Consider the following 19,297-nt stretch of genomic DNA (forward strand, 5'->3'; position numbering starts at 1 on the left):
GGAGAACCTATGCGATACCTGACCGGACTTTTATTCGGGATTGTGGTTTTTTCAATCCCCTTTCTTGTCGAATCGAATTACTGGATGTATATGCTCACGCTGGTGGGGATTTATATTATCCTGGTGACCAGCCTGGATCTGCTTTATGGATATACCGGTCTGGTTTCTCTGGGCCATGGGGCTTTCTTTGGCATCGGGGCCTATGCCTGCGGTATTCTGCAGGTAAAATTGGGCATTTCCTTCGTGCCGGCTCTTCTCTTAGGGACTGTCTTTACCTGTTGCGTCTCAGCGGTTATGGGCTGGCCCATGCTCCGGATCAGAGGTCCCTACTTTGCTTTGGGAACACTGGCCCTGGGGCTCATGGTTACTATCGTCCTCCATAATTGGGATAGCCTGACCGGAGGGGTCAGTTTATCAGGCATACCGCTTCCACCGGTGATTCATCTCCCTGGCTGGACCGTCGATCTTTCATCGAAACGGTCCTATTATTATCTGGTTTTTTTCGTGGTGTTTCTGGCCATTTTCTTCACACGCCGATTGACCCGGTCTCGGGTCGGCCGGGCGTTTCAATCCATACGTGAAAATGAGGACCTTGCCGAAGCTTTAGGGGTGAATACGCTCAAATATAAGCTTCTGTCCTTTGTGATAGCCAGCACCATGGCGGGTGTGGCCGGAGGGCTTTATGCTTGCTACATGGGATCGATCGAGCCGGAAATCGCCGGAGGCCATATGTCTTTCCAACTTCTGGTGATGACTGTGGTAGGCGGAGCGCGGACCATAGCCGGAGAGGTGGTGGGACCTCTTCTGCTTTGGTTTTTGCCTGAGTTCTTGGAAGCGGCCCAGGTCTATCGGCCGTTGTTTTATGGATTCATTCTGCTGGTGGTCATTCTTTTAATGCCCATGGGAATTGCCGGTAAACTGCAGGCCCTTCATCCGAGGATAGCCCAATGGATTCCGTGAGAGTTGACGATCAGACTCCCTTCCTGACGGGGGAGAAAATAACCGTATCGTTCGGCCGCCTGCGGGCTGTGCTCGATCTGGATTTTCAGATTTATGCCGGGGAAATATTCGGTTTAATCGGCCCTAATGGGGCGGGAAAGACCACAGTCTTCAATGCCGTCACCGGCACGGTTCCCTTGAATGGTGGGAGGATTCAATTCGACGGAGGCGACATCTCCGGATTGAAGCCCCATCAGATCACTTCGAAAGGGATTGTGCGTGTTTTCCAGGCAGCCACGATCTTCCCCCAAATCCCGGTGGGCGAGCATGTGATGACAGGATTGCACAGTCGGACATCGACTTCTGTTGGCGGTGCTTTACTGAAGACCCCTTCTTGTCGGAGGGAAGAGGAACAGAGTTGGAAAAGGGTAAACGACTTGTTGACCTTCGTGCATTTGGAGGATTTACAGGGCCAACTGGCCTCAAGCCTGACCTGGGCCCAGCAAAAGCGTTTGATGCTGGCCACGGCTTTGGCCACCAACCCCAAGCTGATTTTGTTGGATGAGCCGGTGGCCGGAATGAACGCCGCCGAGGTCATGGAGATGATCGAGTTGATCGCCAAGGTCCGCGGGCAAGGCGTCACTGTTTTCATCATCGACCACAATATGAAGGTCATGATGCAGATTTGTAATCGCCTTTTGGTTATGAGTTACGGCGTGAAACTGATTGAAGGAATGCCGCAAGAGGTAGCCGAGGACCCCAAGGTAATCGAGGCGTATCTAGGGTGTGCACAAAAATGATTCAGTTGAAAAACATCGATGTTTTTTATGGAAAGTCTCAAGCCCTCCACGGAGTCTCGCTTTCTGTCCGGCCCGGCGAAATCGTGGCCCTGATCGGAGCCAACGGGGCGGGAAAAACGACCGTACTGAAGGCGATCTCAGGATTGATTCCCTGGTCCGCCGGAGAGATCATCTTTGAAGGAAGGTCGCTGAAGAGTCTGAGGCCCGAGGAGATTGCCCGACGGGGGATTGCCCATGTCCCGGAAAGGGGAGGCATCTTCGGGAAGATGACTGTTTTGGAAAACCTGGAACTGGGGACCGTGGCGCAAACCAACAACAAAAGCACTAAAGAAAGGTTCGAGAAGGTCTTTCATCTCTTTCCCATATTGAAGAGTAGAAGTGCCCAACTGGGAGGACAGTTAAGCGGAGGCGAGCGGCAAATGTTGGCCATCGGGCGGGCCATGATGAGCAATCCGGCCTTGTACCTTTTTGATGAGCCGACCCTGGGCTTAAGTCCCCTCATGGTTGGAGAGATCGCCGCTATCGTCCAAGAAATAAGCGAGCAAGGCGGGACCATCCTTCTGGTGGAGCAGAATGCTCGAATGGCCCTGGAACTGGCAGAGCGGGGATACGTGCTGGAAATCGGCCGCATAATACAGGAGGGACCCGGCCGGGAACTGATGGAGGACGAACAGGTAAAGAAGGCCTACCTGGGCCTGTGACGAAGAAAGGGAGATGATCGAAAGATCATATGGTAAACGTACTCAGGGCTTTTATAGACGTTGCCATAATTTTTGTCCGATTTGCAGGCACTCCGTTTCGTCATTCCTGCGGAAGCAGGAATCCAGTCCCGCGTCTCGCGGGATTTCCTGGGTTCCCGCTTTCGCGGGAACGACGGGCTTTATAAGCCTCTGACAGAGTAGGCCCCGTCGATGCGGTCTGAAAACCAGACTGATCATATCGTGGGCAAACGGACATTACTTTTGGCAATCCGTATAAGGTTTTAGGGCAATCTACTTTTGTGCTCGGAAATATGCTGTTTACTGGCCGGCAGAACTTCACGGCCGATCGGGTTATGAATTGGAAAAGGATCTCGGCACTATGCGCCTGTCGATCATTCACCTGTAGAAATTGCCAATTTCTTCATCTTGCGCCAGAGCGTCGTGCTGCTGATTCCAAGCATTCGGGCGGCCTTCCGGCGATTGTAGAACGACTTTTCCAGCGCTTCCAGGATGACCGAGCGCTCTGCTGCTCCTGTGGTTCCCTTGAGAAGAGAACCTTGGGGGAGTGGCCAGGAACGACTGTTATCGAAGGATTGCCCGGCATCCAGCGGTTCTGCAGAAATTGGCCTTGGCTGAACCTCTCTATGTTCGAGGGCCTCCTGTTCCCCTTGCTTACGTATGATCACCGGAATGTCCTCGATCCCGATCACCTTGTTTGTGCTAAGGTTCATGATCCGTTCGATGCAGTTGCGAAGCTCTCGTACATTGCCGGGCCACGGATGGCATTGCAGGCACTCAAGGGCTTCTTCCGAAATGTCCTCAACGAATGTGCCGAAGTTTGCTCTGAATTCGGTTATGAAGTGCCTGATCAGCAGGGGAAGGTCTTCAATCCTATCCCGCAAGGGGGGAATTCGTAATTCTATCACACTTAGCCGATAGTAGAGGTCTTGGCGAAATCCGCCGCTTGCCACCATCCCCCAAAGGTCTTTATTGGTTGAAGCAATGACCCTGACATTTATGGAAATGACTTTTGTGCCACCGATTCGTACGAGTTCCCTCTCCTGAAGCACTCTCAGCAGCCTTGACTGAAGTTCCAGGTTCATTTCGCTTATTTCGTCCAAAAAAAGCGTTCCGCCGTTTGCCTGCTCGAAAAGTCCCCGTTGGCCCCCTTTGCGAGCCCCGGTGAAGGACCCGGCCTCATAGCCGAAAAGTTGGCTTTCCACTAAGCCTGAGGGAATGGCGCCGCAGTTCAAGGCAACGAACGGTCCGCCGGACCGCTGACTGGCGCTATGGATGGACTGGACGAGGAGTTCTTTGCCGGTGCCCGTTTCTCCCGATACCAGCACGGTGGAGCTTTTTTCAGCCACTTGTTTGGCCTGCTGCAGACAATTGAGCAGGCTATCGCTCTTTCCTATGATATTCGAAAACGTGTAACGCCTTTGATTCTGCTGGCTGATAGCGGCAAGTTGTTTCTTTTGCTTTACGGAAACTACGTTGTTGACACCCATCCCAAAGTTGTCGGTGATGGGAATGCGCACGGCAAGCGCCCCATCCTCGAGAAGTGAAGGGCCGATTACCGGGCGCCCCAATTCCATGGCTCGTTTGCCCATGTAAGTATATTGGCCCACTCCCTTGTCCGACTCTCTGCCATCAGGGCCTACGCTGAAGAACCGAATGCCTTTTCGGTCGAAGAGCACAGCCTCCCCGCCCGCAACCCGTGCGATAAGGGGAATGGCTTCTTCAAAGATTATTTTCAGCTTGTCTGCAAGCCCGACATGGCCGGAGTTGTTTATGATGAGAAAGCAGTCTCCAATAGGCAGAAACAGATTAAAGACCCCGCTGTTCATCTTGGATGGAACGAGGAGAGGCTGACGTAACTTTACCGCCTCCTCAAATCCTTCATAGCTGCTCAGAAGATACTCGCTCGAATCATTCCCGTCCCCGTCGACGGTTTTCCGACGCGAATTACTCAGATCGATGACTGTGGCGAAGCCACACGAGAAGCGCGCAATGAGGGGAAGAGCTGTGCAAATGGAGTCGAAAAGATCACTCATCTCCGATAACCCTGCTAGTGGATCGATGATTCGGGAAAGTCCTACCCCGTGGCAAGCGGGGCTTGCCCATTCGAGTGCACTCCGGCTGACCATAACTTTTTCATATCTGAAATACTATAAATCCAGGTCCATTGCAAGAATGAAACAGATCGTTTCCTGTCCCTTGTTACCTCGTATCCCTCTGCCGGTGTTTAAGTGGCTCGGTTGTGCTCCGGGCGCTTCAATAGAGGAATTCGACAAGGCTGTGGCATGATTGTTGCTAAAAAGGAACTGCGAAGCTTGTCCAGGGGCAATATCTAACTGGAGGACATATGCATAAGGTTGGAATTTCTCTATGCGGCGGCTACTTGCCTATTTACAGAATAGATAGAAAGCTCATTGCCGACAATTGGGGTCGCTCCTGCCTAGGCGGGGAACGGGCTGTGGCCAACAACGATGAAGATGCCATTACGATGGCCGTGGAAGCAGCCCGCAATTGTCTTTGTGGAGTGAACAAGGACGAGGTCGACGGCCTTTTCTTTGCGACCACCAGCGCCCCGTACCAAGAGAAGATGAACTCGGCCATGATTGCGACGGCTGCGGACCTTAAGCGGGATATAGTCACCGCGGACTTTGCCCATTCTTTACGGACCGGCACCGGGGCCTTAAAGGCCGCCCTCGATTCGGTCAAGGCAGGATCGACCCGTTCAGTTTTGGTTACCTCCGCGGATTGCCGTCTAGGCTATCCGAGGTCCGATCAGGAGCAAAACTTCGGGGATGGGGCAGCCGCTGTCCTGGTAAGTGATCAGAACATCATAGCTACCTTTGAAGGGGATTATTCGATCTGCAATGAGATGCATGATGTGTGGAGAAACCCCGAAGACACGTATGTTCGAACCTGGGAGGGCAGGTTTATCCTGGGGGAGGGCTATACCAATCATATGGTGGAAGTTATCCAAGGAATATTGAAGAAATATCAACTGGCGCCCAAGGATATCTCAACTGCCGTTTTGCCGGCCTCCGACCTTAAGACCCATAAAGGACTCGTCCGGAAACTGGGTCTTGATCCCGAAACCCAAGTTCAGGACCCCTTGCTCTCCTCAGTGGGATTCTGTGGTGCGGCCCAGCCTCTGTTGATGCTGGTGGCTGCCCTGGAGGATGCCCGCCCGGGAGATCTCCTGCTGTTAGCCAATTATGCCGACGGCGCTGACGCCCTGCTGTTTAAAGTCACTGAAAACTGTGCATCAGCGGGGTGCCGGCGCAAATTGAGAGAATTGCTTGATCATAACATCATGTTGACGTCCTATGCCCGATTCCTCAGTTACAAGGGCCTGATTGAAGCCATGCCCGGCGAACCTTTCCGGCTTTTCCCCTCGGCTACCGTAACCTGGAGGGAACGCAACAGCATAATCAGGGCTCATGGCAGTAGGTGTCAACAGTGCGGCGCGACGGCTTTTCCCGTTCAACGCATTTGTTTCCAATGCCATTCCAAGGACCAGTTTGTGGAGGTTCCCCTTGCCGATAGGGAAGGGGAGGTCTTTACCTTCACTTTGGACAACTTGGCCGGCAGGAGCGATGACCCTGTGATCGTTCAAACCATCGCTCAACTGGAGGACAACGCGAGGTTCTACGGCATGATGACTGACTGTGTCCCATCGGAGGTTAAGCTGGGCATGCCGGTAAAACTTACTTTTCGTCGGATTTACGACGGGATGGGGATTCACAATTACTTCTGGAAACTGAGGCCGGTTATTAAGGAGAGCGTGAGCAATGGGTAGCATCAAAGATAAGGTCGCTATTATCGGTATGGGCTGCTCGAAGTTTGGCGAGCGGTGGGACAAAGGACCCGTGGATTTGGCCATTGAAGCGGCGTATGAAGCCTATGAAGATGCCGGTATCGAAGCCAAGGATATCGAGGCATGCTGGTTCTCCACGCTCATGTCCCCGGTGAACGGAATTTCAGGGACGGTTGCCGCCGACGGCTTGAAGCTTGGGAACATCCCGATCATTCGGAACGAAAACTGGTGCACATCCGGGCACATCGCCCTCCTGGAAGCATGCATGGCCGTGGCAAGTGGGGCTTACGATGTGGTCCTGGCGCTCGGGGTGGAGAAACTGAAGGATACCGGCTTTGCAGGCCTAGGTGCAGGCAGGGGAATGCATCCGGTCTATGAGGCTCGAAGGACTGCCCCAGGCTCTTTCGCTCTGATCGCTACACGGTATTTCGAGACCTATGGTCTTTCCGCAGAAGAGGGCAAAATGACTCTGGCCAAAATCGAGGTCAAGAATCACGACAACGGCAGCCTCTGTCCCAAGGCCCACTTCAGAAACAAGATTACCGTCGATACCGCTTTGAAGGCACCTATCGTCTCCTGGCCCCTGGGGCTTTTTGATTGCTGCGGAAACAGCGACGGAGCGGCCTGTGCCATTATCACCACGGCCGAAAACGCCAAGAGCTTTCGGGGCGATCCCATTTTCCTAAAAGGATTCGGCATCTCCACCGATGCCATGATGCCTCATTTCAGACCTGGATTCAGCTGGACCAGTTTTGATGCTCTGGTCAACTCATCCCGCAGGGCCTATGAGATGGCCGGGATCAAGAATCCCAGGGAGGAATTAAGTCTGGCTGAGGTCCATGACTGCTTTTCCATCACCGAGTTGTTGATTTATGAAGATTTCGGCTTCAGCCCCAGAGGGAAAGCAAAGGAAGATGTAGATTCGGGCTTTTTCACCCGGCAGGGTGGATTGCCTGTGAACGTCGATGGGGGACTCAAGTGTTTCGGGCATCCGGTTGGAGCCAGTGGACTGCGCATGACCTACGAGATTTACAAGCAGTTGCAAGGCAAGGCGGATTTGCCCGAGCGACAGATTCGAAATCCCAGGCTGGGTCTGTCCAACACTTTCGGTGGACCCCCTCAGATGAGTGCGGTAGCCATCTTTGGGAACGAAAAAGGATAATGCCCCTATGAAATGATGCTCCAGTTGTGTTGCCGGGATAAGTGTGCCCGTTAGCCCGCTTCTAGAGTGAGGCTGTCAGAGCTTGCCGGCAACATGTCCTCCACCTGTCCTGAAGCTGTGCAAAAGAGTCGTAAATGACGGAACGACAGTGTTTACCAGCGGACCAGTGAAATACCGGCGTAGGAAAAACCCTCCAGAGTGCTATTTCTGCGGCCCTCCAGTGGCCGTTGAGCGACAGTAAGGTTTATAGCAGTTGCCTAAATTTCTGTCCGATTCGGAAGGTCTACATTCCGTCATTCCTGCGGAGGCAGGAATCCAGTCCCGCGTCTCGCGGGATTCCCTGGGTTCCCGCTTTCGCGGGAACGACGGGTGAGCAAAGCAGCAATGGTAAGGGAGCCGTCGGATCACAACGGACATTATTTTCGGCAATTCCTATAGATTCAGGCAGCCCAATCGGAGAAAGGAGTACAGATGTTCAAGAAGGCTGTGGTAGCGGTGATGGCGTTCCTTGCATTTGGTCTTTTCCCGCTGGCTCCGGCGTTCGGCCAGACCACTTTGCGTTTCTACTGCGCGTACCCGGAAAAGAGCTACACCGGCCAAAGCACTCTCTTCTTTGCCAATGAGGTGGCAAGGCTCACCACCAATCAAGTGCAGGTCAAGGTTTCCTGGCCCGGCAAGGATGTCAAGATCGGTGAAGTCTTCGACGCTGTTTGTCAAGGCGAGTTGGATGGCTACTCGGGCTCGCTTGTCTACTTTGCCGGCAAGATGCCCGAGGTTAACTGCCAATGGCTGCCGTTCAATTGGGCGAACGCGAACGACGCGAAGGACGTGCTGATCAATAAGGGTTACATGAACGTCATGGCCGAAGCAGCGGCCACACACGGGGTCACCTACCTCGGCGCTCTATCGGCAATGAATATGGGCTTCCTCACAAAGTTTCCCGTGGCAAAGATCGGCGACCTCAAGGGTAAGAAGATAAGGAGCGCAGGAGGAATTCTATCGGAGGAAGCGGAGGCCTTGGGGGCCTCGGCAGTCGATTTGCCGGCCCCGGACCAGTACGAGGCTTTGAAGAGCGGAAGATTGGATGGCACCGACTTCCCCTGGTACGCAGTGGAAGGCTACAAATTATCCGAGGTGGTGAGCTACCTCGTAAGGCCGGCTTTGCACACACCGGGAGTCCTTGACATCATCGTTAACACCAAGATCTTGAAATCTCTCCCGCCCGACCAGCAGCAAGCTGTGCGAAAGGCTGCCATGAACACCATGGAACAAAGCTTCGCGCTCTCTGATGCACGTGACGAAGACGCTTTGAGAAAGGCCGAAAGCCTCGGCGTGACAGTCTCCGTGATCCCGGAGTTCCAGCTTGTCAAGTTCCGGGGAGCTATGAGACCCCTGTGGAATAGGGAAGCCAAGAAATCTCCACACTCCGCCAAACTGGTGGAGATCCTCCGGGAACATCTAAGGAAATCCATGGGCGTCGAGCAATAGGACGCCCTTGAGTAGGGGCAGACTATTTCTCGACGGAATGAGTCAGCGGAGCAAGCCGCGGAAAACCTGGGTAGTGTCGATGTGGTTTCCGGGCTGTTCGTTACTTACGTCTCCATTCAATCTGCTTTTGCAGAACGAATCGGCATCCAACGGAAGGCATTGGCATGACCATTTTCACCAAGAAAGAGGTAGAACCCGCCCTGCTCAGGGAGGCGGCTACGAAAGGACAAATCAAGACGACGGTGGTTCTGTTCTTGGCTTTGTGTTTCACCTTCGCAATCATGTGGAGATGTGAGGCTCAGGAACAGATCATGGTGGGGCTGAGTCTGTCCCCCACCGGACCTCCAAGCATCGCGGAGAGGACCGAGGACCTCGAAGCCGGCATCAGGGATTGTCTCGACATAGCCAATGAGGAAGGAGGAATTAATGGCAAGAAACTCGGACACGTTATGCAAGACGATCAATACAAGGCCGACGTTGGAGTGAAGGTTTTCGAAGACATTATGGCCAAATATAAGCCACTTTGTTTCTTTGCATTAGGCTCTCCGGTGGCACTAGCGACTGCGCCTTTGGTCAAAGATCGCTACCAAGTCCTCTACGCCTCGGGCGCTTTTTCAGCCAAGCTGGCAGTCAGCGGTATTCCCTCAATGTTTATGCCCGGACCCACTTACGGGGACCAGTTCGCTGTCGCTCTCAAGTACATCGCCCGATCAAAGAAGAACGCGAAGGTAGCTTTCTTTTACTCTAAGGGTCCATTCGGCGAGGACCCTTTAGCCTATGGTCGTGTGGTTTGCAGTAGGCTGAAACTGGATCTGGTCGGTGAAGTGGCAGGCGACATCAAAGGTGGAGATCACACCGCTCAAATTGAGGAACTCAAGGCCAAGAATCCGGATTTTGTGCTTATGCACGGTTGGCCCGGCCCCCCGAATGCCGCACTGATCAAACAATGTCATGATCTCGGACTAAAAAGCCAATTTGTGACTACAATCTGGGCCGCGGATAAACGTGCTGTTGAAGCGCTGGGTCCTGACGGGCCGGAATACCTGACAGTAAGTCCGTACGCTTACTGGTGGATGGACGATGTGCCGATGATCGCCACGATCAAGGCCCACACTGCTAAGCGCTATCCTGATGTCAAATTCCGACCCTTGGCATATTTCGTGACATTCACCTCGGGAAAGATCTTTGTCGAATGTCTTAGGAGGGCGGATGCTGCCGGGGAATTGAACGCCCAAGGCGTGACAAAGGCCTTACAGTCTCTGAAAGACTTTGACACGAAGGGGCTGACACCACCGTTGACTATCAGGAGCAACAGGTTTCCCGTGGCTCGAGTTTTGAAATCGAATCCGGCCAAAGGGATACTGGAACCGGTTTCAGACTGGATCACATTCTATTGAGCGATTCGGAACTTGGCCTTTGAGCTTGAAATAGGAAGGCCAACACTCTGTAGACGCAACACCTGTCTGTCGCTCTTAATGCCGATGCGTCCGTAAAGGTGTAACGCAGCCAAATGGAGAAAGGCGAAAAAGGAGGGAAGCATGGTGAAATTCTTGGGGATCGCAACATGTCTCTTGGCGACGTTGTCTTTGTCCGGCATCGGTCTGTGCGCGGACAAATCTCCCATCGTGATCGGCCACGTGAACACTTACAGTGGGCATGCAGCGTTCTATGGCAAGGGGGCAGGAACAGGAGGGAAGCTTGCCGTCGATGAGATCAATGCGGCCGGAGGCGTCCTTGGCCGGCAGCTAAAATACATAGAAAGAGACGACCAACTTAAACCGGACGTCGGGCTTAAGGAAGCCAAAGATCTCATTCTCAATCAGAAAGTGCATTTCTTGACTGGAACCATAAGCAGTGCGGTTTCCTTGGCGATTTCATCCTATTGCAAGGAAAAGAAGGTCATGTTCATTCTTAATCCCGCTCAATCGGCTTCCTCAACGGAGGAGCTTGGGCACCGGTACATCTTCCGCTTCTCTAACAACTCAACGCCTCTTGCCGGGGTCCCTGCCGTAAGGGCCGCTAAAATGTGGGGCGCCAAGAAGCTGTTTGCTCTTTGCCCGGATTACGAATTCGGTCACAGGGCCTTAAAAGATTTTATGCATTTCTACAAAAAGGAAGTCCCCGATGCACAACTCATAGGCGAGCTGTGGCCCAAGCAGGGCACAACGGATTTCACGCCCTACATTACTACAATTATGGCCTCCGGCGCGGATCTGGTCATCGTCGCCCTTTATGGCGGCGAGGAACATGCGTTTGTAAAGCAGGCATACCCTTATGGCTTTTACGACAAGATGCGCGTGGTGGAATTGCTAGCGGGGTCCCACGAGAACTGGACAAAGGTGAAGGAAGGCCAGCCGGCTCCAGTCGGCGCTGTTTGTGGTAGCCGGTACCCGTACTGGGCCATTGACAATCCCAGGAGCCAACATTTTGCAAAGAAGTATCAGGAAATAACGGGGCAAGTCCCCCAAAGCGCGGGCATTATGGCTTATTCCACGATTTATGCCCTGAAAGCGTCCATCGAAGCTGTAGGCGGCACTGATACGGAGAAGAACGTGGATTACTGGACCGGCAGGGTCTTTGAGACGCCTATCGGACCCATAAAGATGCGAGCATGCGACAACCAGGCCATGTGGCCCAGTTGGTCCGGCGTTATCGGTTGGGGCGATGGCTTGTCTTTTCCGCATGGCCAGAAGTTGGAGAAGGCTGAGCCTGTTGAAGCCACATATAGTACTTGCGAGGAGGTTGCAAAGGCACGGTCCCAACAAAAATGATGAGCATCAAGACGACTGGCGCCGGTTAGGGCCGTTGAGCTGCCCGCCGGCCGATATGCAGAGAAGGATAACAGGAGGGAAGCATGCGCAAATTCTTGGGGATCACAACATGTCTGTTGGCAACGCTGTGTTTGTCCGGCATCGGGCTGTGCGCGGATACATCCCCGATCCTGATCGGCCACGTGAACACGTACAGTGGGCACGGGGCCTTTTACGGCAAGGGGGCCGGAGCCGGAGCGCGGCTCGCAGTAGATGAGATCAATGCAGCCGGCGGCGTCCTGGGGCGGAAGCTAAAATGGATAGAAAGAGACGATCAATTCAAACCGGACATCGGCCTCAAGGAAGCCAAGGACCTCATCCTCAATCAGCACGTGCATTTCCTTACGGGGACGTTGAGCAGCTCAGTCGCGTTAGCGGTTTCCTCCTATGCCAAGGAAAAAAAGGTCATGTTTATCTCTACCCTCTGTCAATCGGCCGCGATAACGGAGGAACAGGGGCATCGCTATGTTTTCCGCTTTGGCTCCAACTCGACGACCATTGCGGCGGTCCCTGCCATGAGAGCGGCGAAAACGTGGGGCGGCAAAAAAATATTTACACTTTGCCCGGACTATGAGTGGGGGCACAGGGCCCAAAAGGACTTTCTAGAGTTTTATAAGAAGGAAGTACCCGATGCGCAAATCGTGGGTGAGCTGTGGCCCAAGACGGGCACAACGGATTTCACCCCTTATATTTCGACGATTATGGCCTCTGGTGCGGATTTGGTCCTCATCGCCCTGGTTGGAGGAGAAGAGCATGCGTTTGTAAAACAGGCCTACCCTTATGGCTTTTACGACAAAATGCACGTGGTGGAATTGCTTGCGGGGTCTCAAGAGAACTGGTCAAAGGTGAAGAAAGGCCAACCGGCTCCAATCGGCTCAATGACTGGTTGCAGGTACCCGTACTGGGCCATTGACGATCCCAGGAGCCAAAACTTTTCAAAGAAGTTTCAAGAAATAACCGGTTACGTCCCCCAGTTCACCGGCATTACCGCCTATTGCATGATTTACGCCTTGAAAGAGTCGATCGAAGCTGCGGGCGGCACGGATACGGAGAAGAACGTGGATTACTGGACAGGCAGGGTCTTTGACACGCCTGTCGGCCCGATAAAAATGCGAGCATGTGACAACCAGGCTATGTGGCCCTCTTGGTCCGCGGTTACCGGTTGGAGCGAAGGCTTTCCTTTCCCGCACGGGACAAAGCTCGAGAAGGTCGAGGATATTGAAGCCACATATAGCAAGTGCGAAGCGGTTGAGAACGCGCGTTCTCAAAAGAAGTGATAGGGAACAAGACTCTGTTGTTGGTTGACGCGAAGGGAGTGTTCACGGCCGGGGTTGGAATTTGGTGAGGTTGCCGATGCGCTTTTTGGCGACTGTTTATGCGCACTGGGAGCGCACGCCCCACTCCAAGTCCGGACCAAAGTGCTGATGGAAAGGCAATTATCAACAAGATTAACTGCCGGCCCTAGGGGTTGCTTCAAGGAGCAAACGGTGCGACCGGGCACGGGAACGCATCGTCGGCAAAAACATGTAAGACCAGGTGATCGGGATCTATGGAAACAAAATTTATCCTCGTACAAACACTAAGCGGTATCAGTGTAGGGATGGTCATCTTCCTGATTGCCGTTGGTCTTTCGTTGATTTTCGGCGCCCTGCGCGTCCTGAACCTGGCCCATGGGTCTCTCTACATGATAGGTGCCTACCTGAGTTTCTGGGTAGCCTCCCTTATGCCAAATAGTGGCTACTCATTTTGGTGGGCGCTACTGCTGGCCCCAATAGGCGCCGCCCTGGTTGGCGGCTTACTGGAAGTAGTCTTGATAAGGCGTATATATCAACGAGAGCACGTTGACCAGTTTCTTCTAACCTTCGGTTTAATCTTGGTAATTGGTGACCTGGTCAAGATTTTGTGGGGAGTCGAGTTCAACATGGTGCAAGGGCCTGCGGAACTGAGCGGCGGGGTAGAAATTATGGGGAGCATGTTTCCTGCCTACAACCTGTTCCTTATCGGTTGCGGGATAGTCATTTATTTGGCTTTGTCGCTCTTGATGAATTTCACCGGCCTGGGCAGAACCATAAGAGCGATGACCTATGAGAGAAACATGGTCAATGCCCTCGGAATAAACGTTCCCATGACCTACACTTTGGTCTTTATGTTGGGATGCTGGCTGGCCGGAGTAGGAGGAACGTTGATTGCCCCGATACAGGCAGTCAGGCCGGGCATGGATATCGACATATTAATAGAGTGCTTTATCGTCGTGGTTGTAGGCGGTCTTGGAAGCCTGTCGGGAGCGTTTGTGGGGGCGTTGCTGTTTGGCATTCTTAATGCCTATGGGATACTCCTTGCGCCGAGGCTGGCCATCGCCTTTGCGTTTATGCTCATGATCGTTGTCCTAGTAATTCGTCCCTGGGGACTGATGGGAAAGCCGGAATGATAACCAAGCCGTCAGATAAAATAAGCCGAATCGCCATCTTAGGAGCATTCGTTGGTTTTGCTCTATTGCCTCTGTTTATCGGAGAAGGTTGGCTCAACGTTGTAATCGAAATGTTGATTCTGGGGTTGGCCGCGACTGCCCTTAATATTATGTTCGGTTACGCGGGAATGGTGTCCTTTGGCGCTGCGGCGTACTATGCGGTTGGCGCATACACCACGGCGCTATTACTGACCAATACGGGCATTCCGTTCTTTCTGGCCTTTTTGGCGGCTCCCATTGTTGCGGCTATTATTGCTGCCTTCGCTGGTTGGTTCTGTGTTAAGCTTACCCATGCTTACTTTTCCTTGTTGACTCTCGCCTTTGGACAAATTATCTACGTCATACTTTTCGGATGGTATAGTTTTACGAAAGGGGACGACGGAATCGTTAATATTCCGGTGCCAAGCCTATTGTCTGATGTAGTGGCCTACTATTATTTTGCGCTAATTGTGATGGCCCTTTGTTTCATCTTGATTTGGCTCATAGTGACGTCGCCATTTGGGAAAGCCTTGACTGCAATAAGAGAAAACCCGGATAGGGCGGGATTCATAGGAATAGATGTCCGCCGGTACCGTTTGGTGGCATTCGTGGTTTCCGGCGTCTTCCTGGGAGTTGCTGGAGCCCTGTTTGCCTGCTTCAACAAAAGCGTATTCCCAATTTATTCACATTGGGCCACGTCAGGTGAGTTGCTGGTCGTTTGCTTGCTCGGTGGAGTTTATAATTTCTTCGGGCCGTTATTGGGCGGGATCGTCTTTGTGCTCTTGAACAAGTTGATCACTCAATATACGGAGTTTTGGCCTCTAGTCTTGGGAACGGTACTCATTGGACTTGTTCTTTTCTTCAAAGGCGGTATCGCCGCCTTCATAGAGAACCGGTTTTCATCGAAATGCGAAACCGACCGATAGGATAGCAATGTTAAGAATAGAGAACATCAAGAAGTCGTTCAATGGTTATCGGGCCGTCAATGACGTCTCATTCACGGTAAATAGAGGAGAACTCGGCTGCATCATCGGACCGAATGGGGCAGGCAAAACCACCCTATTTAACATCATTAGCGGCCATTTGAAACCCGATTCAGGCAAAGTCTATTTGGATGACACTGATATCACAGGAATGAGTTCACACAAGATTTGTCACCGAGGAGTAGGAAGATCGTTTCAAATAACGAATATTTTCCCTCGCCTCAGTGTCTTCGAAAACATACAGATTGCCGTCTTTTCATGGAAGAAAAAGACGAGGGACATGTTTGGCCGCACCACCAACCTCTTTGTTGGAGAAGCAGATGAAATTATTGAGAGCGTCGGTCTCAGCGAAAAAAGAGACGAAATTGCGGGTATGCTTTCGTATGGCGATCAAAGACGTCTCGATGTGGGACTTGCCTTGGCAAGCCGGCCCACGTTGTTGTTGCTGGACGAGCCAACCGCGGGCATGAGTCCCGCAGAAACCGAAGGCACAGTTGCACTGGTCCTCGATCTGGCCAAGCGGCACGGGTTTACCCTGCTGTTTGTTGAGCATGATCTTCATGCTGTGTTTACAATGTCGGAAAAGATACGAGTGTTGAATAACGGCCTTTTAATCGCTGAAGGCACTCCCGAAGACATCCGGAAAGACGAAGAAGTGCAGAGAGTGTATCTCGGGGGATGAAAGGCATTCAAGGACGAGACATGTAATCATTCGGTTGTGCGGGGGAATTTGCCATTCTGTGTCATTGCGAGGAGTGAAACGACGAAGCAATCTCTGCCTCTGAGCGCTGAGATTGCTTCGCTGCGCTCGCAATGACAGTCTTCGCCGCTGATAACTGAATGGTAGCCGAGACATAACGATACGCAAGAGATCGCGCAATCATATGGACGACTGAGGAGTTTCAATAGATGATACTTACAGTGGAGAAACTCAATTCCTTCTATTCGCTGAGTCATATCTTATTTGATGTGGGACTGGAATTAAACAAGGGAGAGATCGTCTGTTTGCTCGGCAGGAATGGTGCGGGGAAGACAACGACATTGAAGAGTATCATGGGCTTGGTGAACCCCGCGTCGGGGAAAGTCGTATTTCAAGGCGAGAACATCACTGGTAAGGCCCCTTTCGTAATATCGAGGAAGGGCATCGGGTACGTACCTGAAAACAGGATTATATTTCCCAATTTGACAGTCAAAGAAAACCTCTTACTGCCTTTTAAGAACAGCAAACTCCAAACGAAATGGAGCCTGGAAAAAGCTTACAACATTTTCCCGATCTTGCATAACCGGCAGAAACAGTCGGCGGGGACTCTATCGGGTGGTGAGCAACAAATGCTTACCATTGCCCGCACTATGATGACAAACCCGGACATGCTGCTTTTGGACGAGCCGTCTGAAGGATTGGCGCCGATTATTGTGGAGGTCATCGAGCAGCAGATTGTGCAGCTCAATAAACAAGAAGGGATAACGATATTGGTGTGCGAGCAAAACCTCACATCCGCACTTCGAGTGTCACACAGGGCCTATGTTATGGAAAAGGGACAGATCAAATGGACGGGTGCGGTCGATGAGTTGAAAGCAAGCCCTGAGGTGATGAAGAAGTACATGGGGGTATAAGTTCAGTCGAGCAACCTCGATATCGGCTTGTGCAGGATGCAAGCGCCCTTCCCACAGATGACCCCGCCACCTTCGCGAAAGTTCACGCTCCGAGTGTACGGCGATGAGCCTCCCCAATGGCTTGGGCCAATCCCTGCCCAGACTCTGGAACGGCAATCAGATGCAGGTGATTAGCCATCAGACAGTACGCCCAGATGTCTACCCCATGTCTTGAGCACCACTCAGACATCAGATCGATGTACGCTCGATAGTCTTCCCGGTAGAAGAAAGTCTGCTACCTGCGATTCCCTCTTTGAGTAATATGATGCGGATAGCCTGGCACGACCACTCGTGCAACTTGTCCCATGTGACACGGAAAACGTCTGCCGACCTTCCAGGTCACTAATTACGTATGGTGTACCCGGAACTTCACCTCGACAAGCTCTTCCGCAATAGGAGGTGGAATGGGCTCGTCGTGTGCGGCAAGACTCTCAAGACAAGCGGCTATGGCCTCTTTGGCGTTTTCGATAGCCTCCTGGCGAGTGCGACCCTGAGAAACACACCCCGGCAGTGACGGCACTTCTGCCACGAAGACTCCGTCTTCGTCCTGTTCGATTAGAATGCGGTATTTCATTTTCTGCCTCGTCGATCCAGGAAAGGCCGGCAAGCCAGCGCGTCGTCGAAGCTGTTCGTCAAAGAGGAAGAGAGGATGGATCAGGATGAGGAGGCTCGCGATCCCGAGCTTCCTTGATCTGTCAATGTATTAGTTTGGCGTCCCCAAGGGGATTCGAACCCCTGTCGCCGGCGTGAAAGGCCGGTGTCCTAGGCCAGGCTAGACGATGGGGACGCCGCTCCACTGGGCCTCCACCCCTCTCATAGAAAGAGGTATGAACCCTCGGGTGGTCTCATGAAACTGGTGGGCCGTGCTGGACTCGAACCAGCGACTCTCTGCTTAAAAGGCAGATACTCTACCGTCTGAGTTAACGGCCCTCGCATATCGACCCAATGACTCTCAATTAACGCAAAGGTCCATCAGGGGCCGATCCGGTTAAGCGTTATTATAAAGCACAGAATAAAAGATGCTGTCAAGGGCCAAAGGTCGCAACTCTCAACCATTCAGTCTTGCGGGGGTAGCAGGGATTCTTAGCCCTGAAGGGGCGTACCAATGGTAGCCACGGGTGTAACCCGTGGACCGGAAGCATTGCCACAGCCCTGAATCACCGACCCTGGAGGGGTCGACCAATCCCGAAGTCCAACTCACGTTCATGGTCGACCCTTCCAGGGTCGGTGATTCAAATGATTGTGTGGACCATTCTCCACGGGCTTACGCCCGTGGCTACTGTCGGGCTGCCCCTTCGGGGCATGGCAGACGCTCCCGCACGTAACTGAATCATTACCGCGTAGTGTACCCGTTCATTTATACGGGGACGCTTAACCCATACGAACAAGGGATCTCCACCGCAGAGGCCGCGGAGATCGCGGAGTGTACGGCGCGCACGGCCGTGCGCGCCGTACCTCTTCTCTGCGCGCTCTGCGCTCTCTGCGGTGAAATAGTTTTCTGCAATCTCACGGCAAAGATCGCAGATCTCTGAGAATAGGGCACGGCATGCCGTGCCCCTACATTTTTGCGTCTCCGCGGCCCCTGCAGATGCGTTCCGAAACCTCCGCGCGTCCCCGCGCAACTGAACAGAGATTCGGCCGGTTTTCTCCTATTGATCGGTGGGTCCGCTCGTGTCATGATGCTCCGCACCCATCGGGTGAACCCATCACCATCGGAGCTTCCATGCCCCCACAAAGATCGGCCCTGCGAGGCATATTCATCATCGCAGCGATGTTCGGCTTCGGGCTGGTCGGTACGGCCGTGATTGACGCAATGGGATGGGACCTAGCGTGGACCGCAAGATACTACGTTCCCGGCGGGGCTAACGACGGCTGGGCTTACGCGCGGGAATTCCCCTGGAATGCCTTGTACGATTATGGTGAATACCCGGGAGTGGCACTTCTCGTTGGCGCTATGGTCCTCTACATTGGGGCATTAATCGGCAGAGCCCCAAGACAATATGCCAAGCCCTGCCTTGTGGTGATTTTGACCATTGCGCTCGGGCCCGGGCTGCTTGTAAATGGTATCTTGAAAGAATACTGGGGGAGGCCCCGGCCCGCGGAAATTACTGCCTTTGGTGGCAACAAGGAGTTCCGGCAGGTCTGGAAGCCGGGAGGTCCGGGGGAGGGCAAATCCTTCACCTGCGGGCATTGCGCCATGGCGATTTCGTTGTCTTCCGTTGCCGCGTTTTACCCGCTCCATCCGGCAGTTTCCGTTTGCGCTCTGGTGGGAGGCATAATCTACGGAATCGTAATGGGAATAGCCAGAATGATTCAAGGGGGGCATTTCCCTACGGATGTGCTGTGGTCGGGGGTTTTGGTGCTCTCGTTGATTGCGTTGCTGTATTATGTGGTGCTACGAGTGCCGGAAACCGAGGCAGGGTCACGGAAACCAAGTCCGTAAGCCGGATACTTTGTTGGCTTTTTTTTTCAATTACCACCAAGAG

At 53.0% G+C, this 19,297-nt stretch carries 17 protein-coding genes and 2 tRNA genes; 14 read left to right on the forward strand and 5 right to left on the reverse strand.

What is annotated here, in order from left to right; genetic code table 11:
- Nucleotides 1–9 precede the first annotated feature (9 nt).
- From HY913_17400 to HY913_17410, 3 genes are read left to right on the forward strand one after another with little or no spacing between them, the layout of a single operon-like run.
- Nucleotides 10–960, forward strand: coding sequence for a branched-chain amino acid ABC transporter permease (locus tag HY913_17400; GenBank protein ID MBI4965055.1), 951 nt, complete (start codon nucleotides 10–12; stop codon nucleotides 958–960).
- Nucleotides 948–1,739, forward strand: a complete 792-nt coding sequence (locus HY913_17405) for an ABC transporter ATP-binding protein (GenBank protein ID MBI4965056.1) — start codon at nucleotides 948–950, stop codon at nucleotides 1,737–1,739. The genes HY913_17400 and HY913_17405 overlap by 13 nt, the downstream gene beginning before the upstream one ends.
- Nucleotides 1,736–2,440, forward strand: coding sequence for an ABC transporter ATP-binding protein (locus HY913_17410; protein ID MBI4965057.1), 705 nt, complete (start codon nucleotides 1,736–1,738; stop codon nucleotides 2,438–2,440). Before HY913_17405 ends, HY913_17410 begins: the two co-directional genes overlap by 4 nt.
- 392 nt (nucleotides 2,441–2,832) lie before the next feature.
- Here the strand turns inward: HY913_17410 and HY913_17415 are convergent, their stop codons facing one another.
- Nucleotides 2,833–4,494 carry a sigma 54-interacting transcriptional regulator gene (locus tag HY913_17415; GenBank protein MBI4965058.1) on the reverse strand — a complete coding sequence of 554 codons (1,662 nt, stop codon included), beginning with the start codon at nucleotides 4,492–4,494 and terminating at the stop codon, nucleotides 2,833–2,835.
- Nucleotides 4,495–4,805: 311 nt separating this feature from the next.
- Between HY913_17415 and HY913_17420 the strand changes: the two genes are divergently transcribed.
- The 10 genes from HY913_17420 (at nucleotide 4,806) to HY913_17465 (ending at nucleotide 16,772) form a co-directional block, all read left to right on the forward strand.
- A complete protein-coding gene (locus tag HY913_17420) occupies nucleotides 4,806–6,251 on the forward strand; it encodes a hydroxymethylglutaryl-CoA synthase family protein (GenBank protein ID MBI4965059.1) in 1,446 nt (481 codons plus the stop codon).
- Nucleotides 6,244–7,431, forward strand: coding sequence for an acetyl-CoA acetyltransferase (locus HY913_17425; protein MBI4965060.1), 1,188 nt, complete (start codon nucleotides 6,244–6,246; stop codon nucleotides 7,429–7,431). The genes HY913_17420 and HY913_17425 overlap by 8 nt, the downstream gene beginning before the upstream one ends.
- 471 nt (nucleotides 7,432–7,902) lie before the next feature.
- Complete coding sequence (dctP, locus tag HY913_17430) at nucleotides 7,903–8,919, forward strand: TRAP transporter substrate-binding protein DctP (GenBank protein MBI4965061.1); 1,017 nt, start codon at nucleotides 7,903–7,905, stop codon at nucleotides 8,917–8,919.
- Between the two features lie 164 nt (nucleotides 8,920–9,083).
- Complete coding sequence (locus HY913_17435) at nucleotides 9,084–10,316, forward strand: ABC transporter substrate-binding protein (protein MBI4965062.1); 1,233 nt, start codon at nucleotides 9,084–9,086, stop codon at nucleotides 10,314–10,316.
- A 141-nt stretch (nucleotides 10,317–10,457) separates the two neighbouring features.
- The gene (locus tag HY913_17440) at nucleotides 10,458–11,690 is read left to right on the forward strand and encodes an ABC transporter substrate-binding protein (protein ID MBI4965063.1); all 1,233 of its coding nucleotides are present in this window, start codon (nucleotides 10,458–10,460) and stop codon (nucleotides 11,688–11,690) included.
- Between the two features lie 83 nt (nucleotides 11,691–11,773).
- Nucleotides 11,774–13,006: an ABC transporter substrate-binding protein gene (locus HY913_17445; protein MBI4965064.1), complete on the forward strand. Its 1,233-nt coding sequence runs from the start codon at nucleotides 11,774–11,776 to the stop codon at nucleotides 13,004–13,006.
- Between the two features lie 272 nt (nucleotides 13,007–13,278).
- On the forward strand, nucleotides 13,279–14,157 hold the full coding sequence (locus HY913_17450; protein MBI4965065.1) for a branched-chain amino acid ABC transporter permease: 879 nt from the start codon (nucleotides 13,279–13,281) through the stop codon (nucleotides 14,155–14,157).
- Nucleotides 14,154–15,101, forward strand: coding sequence for a branched-chain amino acid ABC transporter permease (locus tag HY913_17455; protein MBI4965066.1), 948 nt, complete (start codon nucleotides 14,154–14,156; stop codon nucleotides 15,099–15,101). The genes HY913_17450 and HY913_17455 overlap by 4 nt, the downstream gene beginning before the upstream one ends.
- A 7-nt stretch (nucleotides 15,102–15,108) precedes the next feature.
- Complete coding sequence (locus tag HY913_17460; protein ID MBI4965067.1) at nucleotides 15,109–15,840, forward strand: ABC transporter ATP-binding protein; 732 nt, start codon at nucleotides 15,109–15,111, stop codon at nucleotides 15,838–15,840.
- Nucleotides 15,841–16,067: 227 nt separating this feature from the next.
- A complete protein-coding gene (locus HY913_17465; GenBank protein ID MBI4965068.1) occupies nucleotides 16,068–16,772 on the forward strand; it encodes an ABC transporter ATP-binding protein in 705 nt (234 codons plus the stop codon).
- Nucleotides 16,773–16,854: 82 nt separating this feature from the next.
- On the opposite strand, the gene HY913_17470 is transcribed toward HY913_17465, so the two are convergent.
- The 4 genes from HY913_17470 to HY913_17485 form a co-directional block, all read right to left on the reverse strand.
- Entirely contained in the window at nucleotides 16,855–17,001 is a 147-nt protein-coding gene (locus tag HY913_17470) for a transposase (protein MBI4965069.1), read from the reverse strand.
- Between the two features lie 156 nt (nucleotides 17,002–17,157).
- Entirely contained in the window at nucleotides 17,158–17,385 is a 228-nt protein-coding gene (locus tag HY913_17475; protein ID MBI4965070.1) for a type II toxin-antitoxin system HicB family antitoxin, read from the reverse strand.
- Between the two features lie 135 nt (nucleotides 17,386–17,520).
- Nucleotides 17,521–17,598: transfer RNA gene (locus HY913_17480), tRNA-Glu, on the reverse strand.
- Between the two features lie 67 nt (nucleotides 17,599–17,665).
- A tRNA-Lys gene (locus HY913_17485) sits at nucleotides 17,666–17,741 on the reverse strand.
- Between the two features lie 793 nt (nucleotides 17,742–18,534).
- Between HY913_17485 and HY913_17490 the strand changes: the two genes are divergently transcribed.
- Nucleotides 18,535–19,254, forward strand: coding sequence for a phosphatase PAP2 family protein (locus HY913_17490; GenBank protein ID MBI4965071.1), 720 nt, complete (start codon nucleotides 18,535–18,537; stop codon nucleotides 19,252–19,254).
- Nucleotides 19,255–19,297: the final 43 nt, after the last annotated feature.

The organism is Desulfomonile tiedjei, assembly GCA_016212925.1.
Classification (GTDB): domain Bacteria; phylum Desulfobacterota; class Desulfomonilia; order Desulfomonilales; family Desulfomonilaceae; genus JACRDF01.